Here is a 15,211-nt window from a genome sequence, read left to right on the forward strand (position 1 = left end):
TCAGCTCGCTTGCGGCATCAGGGAAACGACCGTGTCACTGGCCAGCTTCATGGCGTCCGCGCGCTGGATCGAGACGCGCAGCACCGAGACGAGGTGGTCGATGTCCACGGGCTTGGACACATAGTCGGAGGCGCCCGCCTGGATGCACTTCTGACGGTCTCCCTTCATCGCCTTGGCGGTCACCGCGACGATCGGCAGGTCGGCCATGCCGGCCCGCGAGCGAATCTCGCGGATCGTCTCGTAGCCGTCCATGTCGGGCATCATGATGTCCACAAGCACCACGTCGACGTCGGGTTGCGCCTCGATGACCTCGAGCCCGGCGCGGCCGCTCTCGGCATAGCTCAGCTCGATCCCGTACTCCTCGAGCGCCGAGGCGAGCGAGAAGATGTTCCGGATGTCGTCGTCGATGACCACGATACGACGGCCGGCGAGCACCGGATCATCCAGCTTGGACTGGTTGACCTTGGCCTTGGCCTGGGCGGACAGGCGCTCCAGCGGCTCGTGCAGCAGCAGGCTCGCCTGGTCGACCAGCTGGTCGGCCGTGCGGGCCAGGCGGACGAGGCCGCCGAACACCGCCAGGCGCAGACGCCGGTCATCATCGGCTTCCAGCTCGCCCGGCGCATAAACCACCGCCGGCACGCAGCGGCCGTCGGCCTGCTTCATCTGCTCGACGATCTGGGCCGCCGGCAGGGCCGAGGCTTCGATCATCAGACCGTCGGGACGCTCGGCCGCGGGGCGGGCCAGGACCTCCTCGAGGCTGTCGACCAGCTCCACCTCCGTGAAGCACTCGCGCAGCGTCTCGGCCGCCTCCCCCTCGCCGCCCACCAGCACGATGCGCCGGTCGGCCTTGTCGACGAAGCCCTTCACGCCCTGCAGGGTGGAGACCACCACCTCGCGCTCCACCGGCTTATGGGTGAAGCCGAAGGCCCCCATCGACAGGCCGAGGCCCTTCTGGTCGTCCGCCGAGATGACGTGCACCGGGATGTGCCGCGTCTCGGGCGTGCGCTTCAGGAGGTCGAGCAGGGCCAGGCCGTCCATGTCCGGCAGGCCGATGTCGAGCATGATGGCGTCCGGCCCGAAGCGGCGGGCGAGCGACGGCGCGGCCACCCCCTCGCCGGTCACGACGCCCTTGAAGCCGCTCTCCCGCACCAGGCTGAGCAGGATCGAGGCGAAGCGCGGATCGTCCTCGACGATCAGCACCACCGAGTCCGAGGAGCCGATGTCGTCGCGGTCGTCGGCCACCGCCTCCACGGGTTCTTCCGAGAAGGTCGAGGGCATCAGCATCGGCCGAGGCATGGCCGCCGCCGCGGCGCGGGCCGCCGGGCTCGGCTGCTGGGCCGGGCTGAAGTTCAGCGGCAGGTAGAGGGTGAAGGTCGAGCCCTTGCCGGGCTGCGAGGTGACCCTCAGCTCGCCGCCGAGCAGGCGGGTGATCTCCCGGCTGATCGAGAGGCCAAGGCCCGTGCCGCCGAACTTGCGGCTGATCGAACCATCGGCCTGCTGGAAGCTCTCGAAGATGATCCGTTGCTTGTCCTCGGGGATGCCGATGCCGGTGTCCTCGACCGAGAACGCCAGCACCTGACCGGCCGTGTTGAGGTGGTCGTTGGTGGCGTGCCAGCCCGAGTGCGCCCGCTCGACGCGCAGCTTCACATGGCCCTTGTCGGTGAACTTGAAGGCGTTCGACAGCAGGTTCTTGATGATCTGCTGCAGGCGCTTGTCGTCGGTGAGCATGGTCCGCGGCAAGGCCGGGTCGACCTCCACCTGGAACTCGAGCTTCTTGTCCGCCGCGATCTGCGAGAACGTCCGGTCGACATGGTCGCGAAGGCCGGCGAAGGACATCTCGCTGATGTCCAGGGTGACGGTGCCGCTCTCGATCTTGGACAGGTCGAGGATGTCGTTGATGAGGCCCAGGAGGTCGGTGCCCGCGTCGTGGATGTTGCGGGCGAACTCGACCTGCTTGTCGCTCAGGTTGCCCTGACCGTTGTCGGCCAGCAGCTTCGAGAGGATCAGCAGCGAGTTCAGCGGCGTCCGCAGCTCGTGGCTCATGTTGGCCAGGAACTCGGACTTGTACTTGGACGTCAGGGCCAGCTGCTCGGCCTTCTCCTCGAGGGCCAGCTTCGCCTGCTCCACCTCGCGGTTCTTGGCTTCCACCTGCTGGTTCTGGATCGACAGCAGGTGCGCCTTCTCCTGCAGCTCGGCGTTGGTCTGCTGCAATTCCTCCTGCTTGGTGCGCAGCAGCTCCTCCGACTGACGGAGCGAGGCGGCCTGCTGCTCCAGCCGGTCGTTGGTCTTCTTCAGCTCCTCCTGCTGCGCCTGCAGTTCGGAGGTCAGCAGCTGCGACTGCTTCAGGAGGCCCTCGGTCCGCATGTTGGCGGCGATGGTGTTCAAGACGATGCCGATGGATTCCATCAGCTGGTCGAGGAACTGCTGCTGGGTGTCGTTGAACTCACCGAAGGTAGCGAGCTCGATCACCGCCTTCACCTCGCCTTCGAAGAGAGCCGGCAGGACGATGATGTTGTTCGGCGGCGCCTCGCCGAGGCCCGAGCTCACCTGCACGTAGTCGGTGGGCACGTTGGTCAGCAGGATCCGGCTCTTCTCGTAGGCGCACTGGCCGATCAGGCCCTCGCGCAGCTTGAACGAGTTGGCCAGGTGCTTGCGGCTGTTGAAGGCGTAGGAGGCGGCCAGGTTCATCACCATGGCCCCGTCCTCGTCGCGGTCGGAGACGTAGAACACGGCGTGCTGTGCGTTGATCAGCGGCGCCAGCTCCGAGAGCACCAGGTTCGACACCGTCGAGAGGTCGCGCTCGCCCTGCAGCATCCGCGTGAACCGGGCCAGGTTGGTCTTCAGCCAGTCCTGCTCCGTGTTCTTCAACGTCTGCTCGCGGAGGTTCCGGATCATCTCGTTGATGTTGTTCTTCAGCTCTTCCACCTCGCCGGACGCCTCGACGGTGATCGACCGCGTCAGGTCGCCCTTGGTCACGGCGGTGGACACTTCGGCGATGGCGCGCACCTGGGTGGTCAGGTTGGCGGCCAGTTCGTTCACGTTGTCGGTCAGGTCGCGCCACAGGCCGGCGGCGCCGGGCACCCGGGCCTGGCCGCCGAGCTTGCCCTCGATACCCACCTCGCGGGCCACGTTGGTCACCTGGTCGGCGAAGGTGGCCAGGGTCTCGATCATCCCGTTGATGGTGTCGGCCAGGGCCGCGATCTCGCCCTTGGCGTCCAGGGTCAGCTTGCGCTTCAGGTCGCCCATGGCCACCGCGGTCACGACGTCGGCGATGTTACGCACCTGACCCGTGAGGTTGTTGGCCATCATGTTCACGTTGTCGGTGAGGTCTTTCCAGGTGCCGGCGACGCCGGGCACCTGCGCCTGACCGCCCAGCTTGCCTTCCGTACCCACTTCGCGGGCCACGCGGGTCACTTCCGAGGCGAAGGAGTTCAGCTGGTCCACCATGACGTTGATGGTGTTCTTCAGCTCCAGGATCTCGCCGCGCACGTCCACGGTGATCTTCTTGGAGAGGTCGCCCTTGGCCACGGCGGTGGTCACGTCGGCGATGTTACGCACCTGGCCGGTCAGGTTGGCGGCCATCAGGTTCACGTTGTCGGTGAGGTCCTTCCAGGTGCCGGCGACGCCGCGCACCTGCGCCTGACCGCCGAGCTTGCCCTCGGTGCCCACTTCCCTCGCCACGCGGGTCACTTCCGAGGCGAAGGAGTTGAGCTGGTCCACCATGGTGTTGATGGTGTTCTTCAGCTCCAGGATCTCGCCGCGCACGTCCACGGTGATCTTCTTGGAGAGGTCGCCCATGGCCACCGCGGTGGTCACCTCGGCGATGTTACGGACCTGGCCGGTCAGGTTCGCGGCCATGAAGTTCACGTTGTCGGTGAGGTCTTTCCAAGTGCCGGCGACGCCCTTCACCTGGGCCTGGCCGCCGAGCTTGCCTTCCGTACCCACTTCCCTCGCCACCCGGGTCACTTCCGAGGCGAAGGAGTTCAGCTGGTCCACCATGGTGTTGATGGTGTTCTTCAGCTCGAGGATTTCCCCCTTCACGTCCACGGTGATCTTCTTGGAGAGGTCGCCGTTGGCCACGGCGGTGGTCACCTCGGCGATGTTACGGACCTGGCCGGTCAGGTTGGCGGCCATCAGGTTCACGTTGTCGGTGAGGTCCTTCCAGGTGCCGGCGACGCCCTTCACCTGGGCCTGACCGCCGAGCTTGCCTTCCGTACCCACTTCCCTCGCCACCCGGGTCACTTCCGAGGCGAAGGAGTTCAGCTGGTCCACCATGGTGTTGATGGTGTTCTTCAGCTCGAGGATCTCGCCGCGCACGTCCACGGTGATCTTCTTGGAGAGGTCGCCGTTGGCCACGGCGGTGGTCACCTCGGCGATGTTACGCACCTGGCCGGTCAGGTTGCCAGCCATCAGGTTCACGTTGTCGGTGAGGTCCTTCCAGGTGCCGGCGACGCCCTTCACCTGGGCCTGACCGCCGAGCTTGCCTTCCGTACCCACCTCGCGGGCCACGCGGGTCACTTCGCTCGCGAAGGCGTTGAGCTGGTCCACCATGGTGTTGATGGTGTTCTTCAGCTCCAGGATCTCGCCGCGCACGTCCACGGTGATCTTCTTGGAGAGGTCGCCGTTGGCCACGGCGGTGGTCACCTCGGCGATGTTACGCACCTGGCCGGTCAGGTTGGCGGCCATGAAGTTCACGTTGTCGGTGAGGTCCTTCCAGGCGCCGGTGACGCCTTCCACTCGGGCCTGACCGCCAAGCTTTCCCTCCGTACCCACTTCGCGGGCCACGCGGGTCACTTCCGAGGCGAAGGCGTTGAGCTGGTCCACCATGGTGTTGATGGTGTTCTTCAGCTCGAGGATTTCCCCCTTCACGTCCACGGTGATCTTCTTGGAGAGGTCGCCGTTGGCCACGGCGGTGGTCACCTCGGCGATGTTACGCACCTGGCCGGTCAGGTTCGCGGCCATCAGGTTCACGTTGTCAGTCAGCTCTTTCCACGTACCGGCGACGCCCTTCACCTGGGCCTGGCCGCCGAGCTTGCCTTCGGTGCCCACTTCCCTCGCCACCCGGGTCACTTCCGAGGCGAAGGAGTTCAGCTGGTCCACCATGGTGTTGATGGTGTTCTTCAGCTCCAGGATCTCGCCGCGCACATCCACGGTGATCTTCTTGGAGAGGTCGCCGTTGGCCACGGCGGTGGTCACCTCGGCGATGTTACGGACCTGGCCGGTCAGGTTGGCGGCCATCAGGTTCACGTTGTCGGTGAGGTCCTTCCAGGTGCCGGCGACGCCCTTCACCTGGGCCTGACCGCCGAGCTTGCCTTCCGTACCCACCTCGCGGGCCACGCGGGTCACTTCCGAGGCGAAGGAGCCGAGCTGGCCCACCATGGTGTTCACGACCTTGCCGATGCGCAGGAACTCGCCGCGCAGCGGCCGCTCCTCGTTCTCAAGGTCCATGGTCTGGGACAGGTCGCCCTTGGCCACCGCGTTGATCACGCGGGCCATTTCCGCGGTCGGGTGGACCATGTCGGCGATCAGGGTGTTCACCGCGTCGACGCTGGCGGCCCAGGAGCCCTGGGCGGCCGGCAGCTTGGCCCGGTGGTTGATCTTGCCCTGGCGGCCGACCGTCTCGCCGAGCCGCTCGAATTCCCTGGTCATGCGGTCGTTCATCTCGACCACGTCGTTGAACGCCTCGGCGATCTCGCCGTCGACGCCGGTCAGGCCGCGGGGCAGCCGCACCGAGAAGTCGCCGCGCCGGAAGGCGCGCAGGGCGGCGAGCAGTTCGTTGGGGCCGATCGCCGCTCCGGATGGCCTGGCCTTGCGCGAGGCCTTGGCGGCGGAGCTGGTCTTGACGGCGGCTTGCGGCATGGTTCCCCCGGGAACTGAGCGATTGAGCGCCGGGGATGCATGATGCTGTCGGGGCCTGCGCGCGCGAAGACGGACAGGCCCGGGAACAAGACACACCCCCGCCTTTCCAGCGAACACGCAGACACCGCTGCGGGTTCCCGGAATGCGGAATAAATTTGCGATTGCCTGCCGGCCGTCCCGCGCGCGCCCCCGCACGCTGCGATCCGGTAGGATGTCCCTTTGTCCCAGAGCCGACTTAAAAAATCAAATTGAAACAATAGCTAAGCTAGTTCCGCTCAGGGCGATGCGGAACCTGCCGCCAGAGCCGCCGTTTCCGGCCGGGGCGCCTCGCCCCCGATGGAGCGCCACGCCCGCATGTCCCACGCGCCGCCCGACGACGCCTTCGAGCCTCCGCCCGAGTCAGAGGCCTTCTATGCAGAGAGCCTCAAGCTCCTGAAGGAATCGAAGATCCCGTTCCTGCTCTCCGGGACCTATGCGGTCACGGCCTTCACCGGCATCGTCCGGCCGACCAAGGACCTCGACGTCTTCTGCAAGGCCGGCGACTACCCGCGGATCCTCCGCTTCTTCCAGGATCGCGGCTACCGCACCGACGTGGAGGACGAGCGCTGGATCGCCAAGGTCTGGTGCGACAACCACTTCTTCGACGTCATCTTCGCCATGTCCAACGGCGCCGCGCCGGTCACGGACGAGTGGTTCCAGGGCGGCGACACCATCACCGTTTACGGGGCCGAGGTCGGCATCACACCGCCCACCGAGCTCATCCTCTCGAAGATGTTCATCCAGGACCGCTACCGCTACGACGGCGCCGACGTGGTCCACGTGATCCTCAAGGCGCACGACCGGATCGATTGGCGCCGCCTGCTCCGCTACATGGAGCCACACTGGGAGGTGCTGCTGATCCACCTCCTCAACTTCCGCTTCGTCTATCCCACCGAGCGCGACCTGGTGCCGGCCTGGCTGATGGAGGAGCTCACCGGCCGCCTGCAGGCCCAGATTGGCCTGCCCGCCGCCCGCGTGCGGGTCTGCCGCGGCCGCCTGTTCAGCCCGCGCGACTACGTCACCGACATCACCGAGTGGGGCTTCGCCGACGTGGTCGGCAAGGGGCTAGAGGAGCGCCATGAGCCAATCGCCTGACGCGCCGGGGTTCGCGTCGCCGCCCGGCACGGGGAAGCTCAGGCTCGCCGCGATCGGCGACCTGCACGTGGTCGAGAGCCACAGGCACCCCTATCGCGAGCTCTTCCAGCGGATCAGCCAGGAGGCCGACGTCCTGGCCCTGTGCGGCGACCTCACCAACTTCGGCAAGACGCCCGAGGCCGAGATCCTGGCCGAGGACCTGCAGGCCTGCGAGATCCCCGTGGTCGGCGTGCTCGGCAACCACGACTACGAGTGCGGCCAGCCGGACGAGGTGGCGAGAATCCTCCACCAGGCCGGCATGCGCTGCCTGGAGGGCGAGCCGATCGAGGTGCAGGGCGTGGGCTTCGCCGGGGCCAAGGGCTTCATCGGCGGCTTCGGGCGCTACATGCTCTCCGCCTTCGGCGAGCCCGAGATCAAGACCTTCGTCCAGGCTTCCATCGACGAGAACCTGAAGCTCGAGAGCTCCCTGCGGATGCTCAAGACCGACCGGACCGTCGTCGTGCTGCACTATTCTCCCGTCGAGGAGACCGTGCAGGGCGAGCCGCACGAGATCTTCCCCTTCCTCGGCTCGGCGCGGCTGGGCGAGACCATCGACCGCTTCGACGGCGTGCGCTGCGTCGTCCACGGCCATGCACACCGGGGCGCCCACGAGGGCCGCACGCCGCGCGGGGTGCCGGTCTACAACGTCGCCCGGCCGGTGCTGAACCGGGACCTCGGCGTCGAGTTCGCCCTGATCGAGGTCTGACGCCTCAGCCGGTGTTGCGAAGGCCCGCGGCGATGCCGTTGATGGTCAGGTGGATGCCCTCGCGCACCGCCTCCTCGTCGTCGCCCATCCTGAGGCGGCGCAGGAGTTCGATCTGCAGGTGGTTGAGCGGGTCGATGTAGGGCAGGCGCGAGCGGATCACCGCCGCGAGGTCCGGGTTCTTGTCCAGCAGCGCCGTCTGGCCGGTGATCGCCAGCAGGGCCTCGACCGTCCGCTCCCACTCCGCACGGATCTGGCCGAACACCGTCTGCGCGAGGGCTTCGTCCTGGACGAGGCCGGCGTAACGCCCGGCGATGGCCATGTCCGACTTGGCGAGCACCATCTCCATGTTGGCCAGGGCCGAGGAGAAGAACGGCCAGGTCTCGTGCAGCTCGGCCAGGGTGGCGATCGGCACGCCGGCCTTGGCCACGGCCGATCCGAAGCCGTACCAGCCCGGCAGCATGGCCCGCGACTGCGACCAGGAGAACACCCACGGAATCGCGCGCAGACCGGCGAGGCTGCGGCTCGCCTGGCGCGAGGTCGGCCGGCTGCCGATGTTGAGGTCGGCGATCTCGCTGATCGGCGTCGCGCCGTAGAAATAATCGACGAAGCCGGGCGTCTCGTGGACCAGGGCGCGGTAGGCCGCCATGGATTCTCGCGACAGAGCTTCCATCGCATCGGCGTGGGGCGCGGCGACCTCGGCCTCGGCGGCCTTGCGCAGCGACGCCAGCACCACGCCCGCGGTCAGGGTCTCCAGGCTCTGCCGGGCAAGTTCGGGGTCGGCGTACTTGTTGGCCACCACCTCGCCCTGTTCGGTGATGCGGATCCGCCCGTTCACCGTGCCGGCCGGCTGCGCCAGGATCGCGTCGAAGGACGAGCCGCCGCCCCGGCCCACCGCCCCGCCGCGGCCGTGGAAAAGCTGCAGCCGCAGGCCAAGGTCATGGGTCACACGGCCCAGCGCGCGGGAGGTCTGGTAGAGCTCCCAGGTCGAGGTCAGGTAGCTGCCGTCCTTGTTGGAGTCCGAATAGCCGATCATCACCTCCTGCAGCCCGATCGGCTCGACGAGGCGTCGGACGAGCGGCAGTTCGAGGTACTCCCGCAGGGTCTGCGGCGCGGCGCGCAGGTCATCGATGGTCTCGAAGAGCGGCTCGGCGAAGACACCGGTGCGCGGCGGATCGCCGGGCGCATAGAGCCCCACCTCCTTGAGCAGCAGATAGACTTCCAGCAGGTCTGAGACCGAGGTGGTGTTGGAGACGATGTAGGCGCGGATCGCGTCCTTGCCGTAGAGCCGCTTCACCTCGGCCGCGGCGCTCAGCACCGCGTGCTCGCGGCGGGTCTCCTCGCTGTAGTCGGCGAAGGGCGAATAGAGCAGTCGCCCATGGCCGAGCTCGGAGATCAGCAGCGCCCGGCGGCCCGCCTCGTCCAGCGCTTCGTAGTCCTCGCAGACCCCGGCCACTTTGAGGAGCTCGGCCACCGTGCGCGCGTGCACCGCCGAGTTCTGGCGCAGGTCCAGGCGCGCCAGGTGGAAGCCGAAGGTGTCCACCGCGCGGATCAGGTCCGGCAGCGGCCCGCGGGCGAAGGTTTCGCCGTGCTGGGCGATGAGGCTCGCCAGCACCGTCTCGAGGTCCGCCTTGAAGTCATCCGGGCTGTCGTAGGGCTCGGCCTCGGCGACCGGGGCGCGCGGCGGCGCCTCGCCGGTCAGCCGCAGATAGGAGGCCGCCAGCCGGGCGTAGACGCCGATCAGCGCCTGCCGATAGGGCTCGTCGGCGCGATGGGGCGAGCTGTCGTGGGCCGCGGCGGCGAGGGCCTGCAGCTCCGGCGTGACCGCCGTCAGCCGTCCGGAGAGCGAGAGCTCTGCGCCGAGCCCGTTGACCGCCTCGAGGTACATACGCAGGGCCGCCTGCGACTGGCGCCGCATCGCCTGGCGGAGCACCTCGGCGGTGACGAACGGATTGCCGTCGCGGTCGCCGCCCACCCAGGAGCCGACGCGCAGGAAGCTGTTGAGCTGCTCGGGCTCGCCCAGCACCTCCAGCCAATGGGCGTAGAGCCTCGGCACCTCGGGCAGGAAGCTGCGCTCCAGATAGGAGACGGCGTTCTCGATCTCGTCGCCGACGCCGAGCTTCACCGAGCGCAGCAGGCGGGTGCGCCAGAAGATCGACACCTGGCGGACCAGTTCGCGTTCGAGCACCGCGCGCTCGGCGTCGGTGTGGGCGCGGTCGAAGGCGTCCAGGTCGTCGGCGATGGCGCCGACGCGGTCGAGCACGCTCTTGCGCCGCACCTCGCTGGGATGGGCGGTGATGACCGGCGCGATCAGGGCCTGGCGGAGCAGCGCCACCACCGCCTCGAGGTCCACGCCATCGGCCTTCAGCGCGCGGATCGCCCCGGCGAGCGTGTCGCCGCGGGCGTCGCCGCCGCGCCCGCGCCGGCGCTGGATCTGGTCCTCGGCGATGTTGGTGATCTGCAGGAAGCAGGCGAACGAATGGACGAACCGCACCGTGTCGGCGAGCGACAGGCCGGACAGCCGCTCGGCCATCACCTGGGCGGCCGCCGCCGTGCCCTCGCGGTGGAAGCCCACCGAGGCCTGGCGGATGTCCTCGATCTGGTTGAACACCGCCTCCCCGTCCTGGGCGCGGATCACGTCTCCGAGCACGCGGCCGAGGAAGCGCACCGTGGCGCGGAGCTGGTCGGGGAGGGACTGGCTCATCGACACAGGAACGCACGAAGGCGCCCGGCCGTCACCCCCTGATGGTCCCCCGGCGAGAGAACCTATTCGGCCCGCAGCGCCGGCGCCGGCCGCTGCGACAGGGCCTGGAAGGCGGCCACGAGGCCCCCTGCCCCGGCCAGGCCCGCGGCGGCGCCGAGCAGGGCCGCGACACCTGCCCAGTCCACGCTCCAATGGGCCTGGAAGACCTTCACCACCACCGGCCAGGCCGCCACATAGCCCAGCGCCACGCCCGCCGCGCCGGCGATCGCCCCCACGAGGCCGTACTCCAGGACATAGGCGAAGAGGATCTGGGCGCGGCTGGCGCCAAGCACCTTCAGGATCGCCGCCTCGCGGGTCCGCTCCCGGGCCCGGGCGGCGATCGCCCCCGCCAGCACCAGCAGCCCGGCCAGGGCCGCCACAGCCGCCGCCCCGCGCACCGCAAGGGCCACACGGTTGAAGAGGTCGGTGGCCGCCTCGAGCTGCTCGCGCACGGAAATGACGTTCACTTCGGGAAATGGTCCGGCCAGGGCGTGCACGACCCGCGCCTCGGCCGCGCGGTCCGCCTTGGCGATGGCGACCTGGTGGAGGTCCGCCCCCGCGACCGCCGAAGGGGTGAAGACCACGGGGAAGCTGGCGCCGAAGCTGCCGAACTCGACCTTGCGCAGGGCCGCCACGCGGGCCTCGATCTCGACGCCGAGCACCTGGACGGTGATCGCGTCGCCCACCTTCAGCGCCGCGCCGCGGGCCACGTCCTCGTCCACCGCCGCGAGCGGCGGCCCGGCGTAGCCGGCCGGCCACCACCGCCCGGCGGTGATCTGCGGGTTGGGCGGCTCGGGCCCGATGGCCGACATGGAGATGTCGTTGTCGTAGGCCCAGCGCTCGCGCTCCGGCAGCGCCTTGGGATCGACCGGCGCGCCGCGCACCTTGACGATCCGGCCCGTGAAAAAGGGCGCGCGCAGCCAGGTCTCGCGGCTCAGCGGCCGGCCGAAGGCCCGGGCGACCACGGCGTCGAGTTCGGCGGCCCGCTCGGCGGGGATGTCGGTGAAGACCAGCGCCGGGGCGGTGCGCGGCGCGACGTCCGAGACCTCCGCGAGAAGGCTCGACTGGATCAGGACCACGCAGGCCAGGAGCCCGACTCCGAGGCCGATGGCGGGCGAGGCGGTGCGGGCCGCCGAGCGCGGTCCGGCGAGGTTGGCGAGCCCGATGCGCACCGCCCCCCGCGCCCCGGCCCGCATTCGCCCGGCGAGCCGCGCCGCGGCCCAGCCGAGCGCCCAGAGGACCGTGAAGGCCGCGGCGACGCCGGCGATCATGATCCCAGCCGCCAGAGGGGTCGGCGCGGTGACCACCGCCAGGGCGGCAAGGCCTGCGGCGGCAAGGCCGGCGGCGATGATCTCGGGGCCGAACCGCACCCGTCCGGAGAGGTCGCTGCGGAACAGGCTGGCGGGCGGCGTGGCGCGCGCCCGCGCCAGCGGCGCCAGCGAGAAGGCGGCCGCCGAGAGCAGGCCGAAGGCCGCGGCCTTGGCCAGCGGCAAGGGGTAGATCGCGAACAGCGCCGGGACCGGCAGCTTGTCCTTCACCAGCGCGCCCAGCGCCAGCGGCGCGACGGCCCCGACGACCAGGCCGATGGCCACCCCCAGCGCCGCCAGGACGGCGATCTGGACGAGGTAGGCGTCCCGGATCAGGGCGCCCTGCGCCCCGAGCGCCTTGAGGGTGGCGATGGCCGGCTTGCGCGCCTCGAGGTAGGCGCTGACCGCGCCGAACACGCCGAGGCCGCCGGCCACCAGCGAGGCCAGGCCGATGAAGCCGAGGAAATATTCGAGCTGGTCGATCAGCCGCTTCACGCCCGGCGCGGCGTCGTCGCGGTCGCGGATGCGGAAGCTGCGGCCCGGCAGCTCACGGCGGATCTGGGCCATCGCCCCCTTCGGCGCGACGCCGGGCTTCAGGGCGATGCGGGCGGTCTCGCCGAACGGCAGGCCCGCGACCAGGAAGCCGCCCTGCTCCAGCGCCCCCATCCGCGTCAGCACCCGCGGCCCGAGCGCGAAGCCGCGCGACAGCCGGTCCGGCTCCTCCTTCAGGACGGCGCGCGCGACGATCGGCACGTTGCCGGCGTCGAAGCGGTCGCCGAGCTTCAGGTGCAGCCGGTCGAGCAGCGCCTGCTCCACCGCCGCGCCCCAGGCGCCCGCCTCCGGCCGCAGGGCGGCGTCCAGCGACGGCGCGCCGGCGAGCGTCACCTTGCCGGCCAGCGGGTAGTCGCCGGCCACGCCGCGCAGCTCCACGAGCCGTCGCTCGCCGGACGCCGACTGAGCCATGGCCCGGCTGCCGACCGCCCACGAGACCCGCCCCATCCCTTCCAGGACCCTGCGCTCCTCGGGCGTGAACCGCCGCAACTGGACGGAGACGGCCACGTCGCCGCCGAGGATCTCGCGCGCCTGGCTGGCCAGCCCCTGGCGGAAGGCCTCCGCCGTCGATCCCGCCGCGGCGATCGCCGCCACGCCAAGCGCGAGGCACGCCAGGAAGATGCGGAAGCCGCGCACGCCTGAGCGCAGCTCGCGGGCGGCGAAGCGGACGGAAAGCGGGATCACGCCGGCTCGGCCACCCGGCCGTCGCGCAGGCGAACCGTGCGGTCCGCCTTCGCGGCCAGCGCCTCGTCGTGGGTGACCAGCACCAGGGCCGCGCCGGTCATGGCGACGAGGTCGAACATCAGCTCCGCGACGTGTGCGGCGTTGGCGGCGTCGAGGTTGCCGGTCGGCTCGTCGGCGAACAGCAGCTTCGGCCGCGAGGCGAGCGCGCGGGCCAGAGCGACCCGCTGCTGCTCGCCGCCGGAGAGCTGGTGCGGATAGTGGTGGCCGCGCCGCGCCAGGCCGACCCGTTCGAGCCAGCCCTTTGCGGTGGCCGTGGCGTCGCGCTCGCCGGCGATCTCCAGCGGCGCGGCGACGTTCTCCTCCGCCGTCATGTTCGGCAACAGGTGGAAGGCCTGGAAGACCAGGGACACCTGTCCGCGCCGCAGCCGCGCCCGGCCGTCCTCGTCGAGCCGCGCGAGGTCCTGGCCGAACAGCAGCACGCGCCCGCCGGTCGGCCGCTCCAGCCCCGCCGCCACCGAGATCAGCGACGACTTGCCCGATCCTGACGGGCCGACCAGCGCCACCCGCTCGCCTGCCGCCACCCGCACGTCGAGACCGCGCAGGATCTCCACCGGCCCGGCCGGCGAGGGCAGGGTCAGCGAGACGTCTTCAAGAACGAGCGGATCGGGATCGGTCACGCGGGCCTCGGGCGTTTCGGCGAAGGACTTCCGATCCTAGATAGGAGCCGCAATGGCCGATACACGAACTCCGCTCCTTTCGCGCCGGGCCCTGGTCGGCGGCGCGCTCGCCGCACTGCCCCTCGCCCGTCCCGCCGCAGCCCTCGCCGCGCGCGGGCCGGTGATCACTATCCTCGGGGATTCGATCACGGCGGGCCTCGGCCTGCCCGCCCGCGACGCCCTGCCCAACCAGCTGCACCTGGCGCTCGAAAAGCTCGGCCTGCCGAACCAGGTCCGCGGCGCCGGCGTCTCGGGCGACACCACGGCGGGGGGCCTTGCGCGGGTGAACTTCAGCGTGCGGCCCGACAGCGGCGTGGTGGTGGTGGCGCTCGGCGGCAACGACCTGCTCCAGGGGATCGATCCCAAGGCCACGCGCGCCAACCTCGACCAGATCATCCGTCGGCTGAAGACGCGCCACAAAGCCGTTGTCCTGGCCGGGATTTCCGCCCCGGCGGAGATCGGCCGCGGCTATGCTTCGGAGTTCAACGCCATGTTCCCAGGCCTGGCGCGCAGCCACGGGGTGGCCCTCTATCCCGACCTCCTGGCCGGCGTGGAGCGCAACCCGGCGCTCAATCAGGGCGACGGCATCCACCCCAACGCCCGCGGCGTGCAGATCATCGCCGCACGCCTGGCGCCGGTGGTGGCCAAGGCGGCCCGCCGGGCCGCCTAGCCGATCCTCAGTAGGAGCCCTTGCGCATCAGCACGGCGGGAACCGTGGCGGCGATGATCATTCCGTCCATGATCACGTTGCGCTGGCGGGCGTAGATGCAGTCCATGGCGACCCGTGCGCGGTAGGTGGTGTCGTTGCGACCGCTCACCTGCCACAGGCCGGTGATGCCCGGCTTCACCGCGCAGTAGGCCTCGAAGCGCCGGCCGTACTTGGCGACCTCGGCGTCGACGATCGGGCGCGGGCCCACCAGGCTCATCTCGCCGCGCAGAACGTTGAAGAGCTGCGGCAACTCGTCGAGGCTGGTCTTGCGAAGGAACTCGCCGAGGCGGGTGACCCGCGGGTCGCAGCGCAGCTTGTGGTCGCGCTCCCACTCGGCGCGGGCCTGCGGATCGTTGGCCAGCAGGTCAGCGAGCCGTTGCTCGGCGTCGACGGCCATCGAGCGGAACTTCAGGCAGTGGAAATAGCGTCCGCCCCGGCCGATCCGGCGGTGGGCGAACAAGATCGGTCCGCCATCCTGGGCGAAGACCGCGAAGGCGACCGCCAACATGACGGGCGTCAGGAAGATCAGGGCGAGGACGGCGACCAGCACGTTCATCGCTTCTGTGAGAACTTCGTCCGCCGAGACCTTGCGCAGTCGTTTTCGGGGTCCGGCGGGGACCTCGTTGAGATAGACGATTTCAGTCATCGGTTCGTTTCGGAAGCTGGCTCGGCGGAGCCTTTCCCCGCCGAAAAACGAGCCGACAACCTGCGGCCACGGTTCGGGGTTCCGGCCGCAAACAAAAACATCTCGGCTGTAGGAGAACC

The 15,211-nt window shown here is 69.8% G+C and carries 8 protein-coding genes; 3 read left to right on the forward strand and 5 right to left on the reverse strand.

What is annotated here, in order from left to right; all coding sequences use genetic code 11:
• A complete protein-coding gene (locus DJ017_RS15545) occupies positions 1-5,859 on the reverse strand; it encodes a HAMP domain-containing protein (protein WP_227000164.1) in 5,859 nt (1,952 codons plus the stop codon).
• Positions 5,860-6,213: 354 nt separating this feature from the next.
• Here DJ017_RS15545 and DJ017_RS15550 point away from each other — a divergent pair, with 354 nt between their 5' ends.
• Both DJ017_RS15550 and DJ017_RS15555 read left to right on the forward strand, forming a co-directional pair.
• Positions 6,214-6,993 carry a nucleotidyltransferase family protein gene (locus DJ017_RS15550; protein WP_111529571.1) on the forward strand — a complete coding sequence of 260 codons (780 nt, stop codon included), beginning with the start codon at positions 6,214-6,216 and terminating at the stop codon, positions 6,991-6,993.
• Positions 6,977-7,738, forward strand: a complete 762-nt coding sequence (locus DJ017_RS15555; protein WP_111529572.1) for a metallophosphoesterase family protein — start codon at positions 6,977-6,979, stop codon at positions 7,736-7,738. Before DJ017_RS15550 ends, DJ017_RS15555 begins: the two co-directional genes overlap by 17 nt.
• Positions 7,739-7,742: 4 nt before the next feature.
• On the opposite strand, the gene ppc is transcribed toward DJ017_RS15555, so the two are convergent.
• The 3 genes from ppc to DJ017_RS15570 form a co-directional block, all read right to left on the reverse strand.
• A complete protein-coding gene (gene ppc / locus DJ017_RS15560; RefSeq protein WP_111529573.1) occupies positions 7,743-10,439 on the reverse strand; it encodes a phosphoenolpyruvate carboxylase in 2,697 nt (898 codons plus the stop codon).
• 62 nt (positions 10,440-10,501) lie between these two features.
• Complete coding sequence (locus DJ017_RS15565; protein WP_111529574.1) at positions 10,502-13,021, reverse strand: ABC transporter permease; 2,520 nt, start codon at positions 13,019-13,021, stop codon at positions 10,502-10,504.
• Positions 13,018-13,698, reverse strand: coding sequence for an ABC transporter ATP-binding protein (locus DJ017_RS15570; protein ID WP_111529575.1), 681 nt, complete (start codon positions 13,696-13,698; stop codon positions 13,018-13,020). Before DJ017_RS15570 ends, DJ017_RS15565 begins: the two co-directional genes overlap by 4 nt.
• A 52-nt stretch (positions 13,699-13,750) precedes the next feature.
• Here DJ017_RS15570 and DJ017_RS15575 point away from each other — a divergent pair, with 52 nt between their 5' ends.
• Positions 13,751-14,407 carry an arylesterase gene (locus tag DJ017_RS15575; RefSeq protein WP_111529576.1) on the forward strand — a complete coding sequence of 219 codons (657 nt, stop codon included), beginning with the start codon at positions 13,751-13,753 and terminating at the stop codon, positions 14,405-14,407.
• 7 nt (positions 14,408-14,414) lie between these two features.
• Here the strand turns inward: DJ017_RS15575 and DJ017_RS15580 are convergent, their stop codons facing one another.
• Entirely contained in the window at positions 14,415-15,092 is a 678-nt protein-coding gene (locus DJ017_RS15580) for a sugar transferase (RefSeq protein WP_111529577.1), read from the reverse strand.
• Positions 15,093-15,211: the final 119 nt, after the last annotated feature.

The sequence above is a fragment of the Phenylobacterium soli genome (genome assembly GCF_003254475.1).
GTDB lineage: Bacteria > Pseudomonadota > Alphaproteobacteria > Caulobacterales > Caulobacteraceae > Phenylobacterium > Phenylobacterium soli.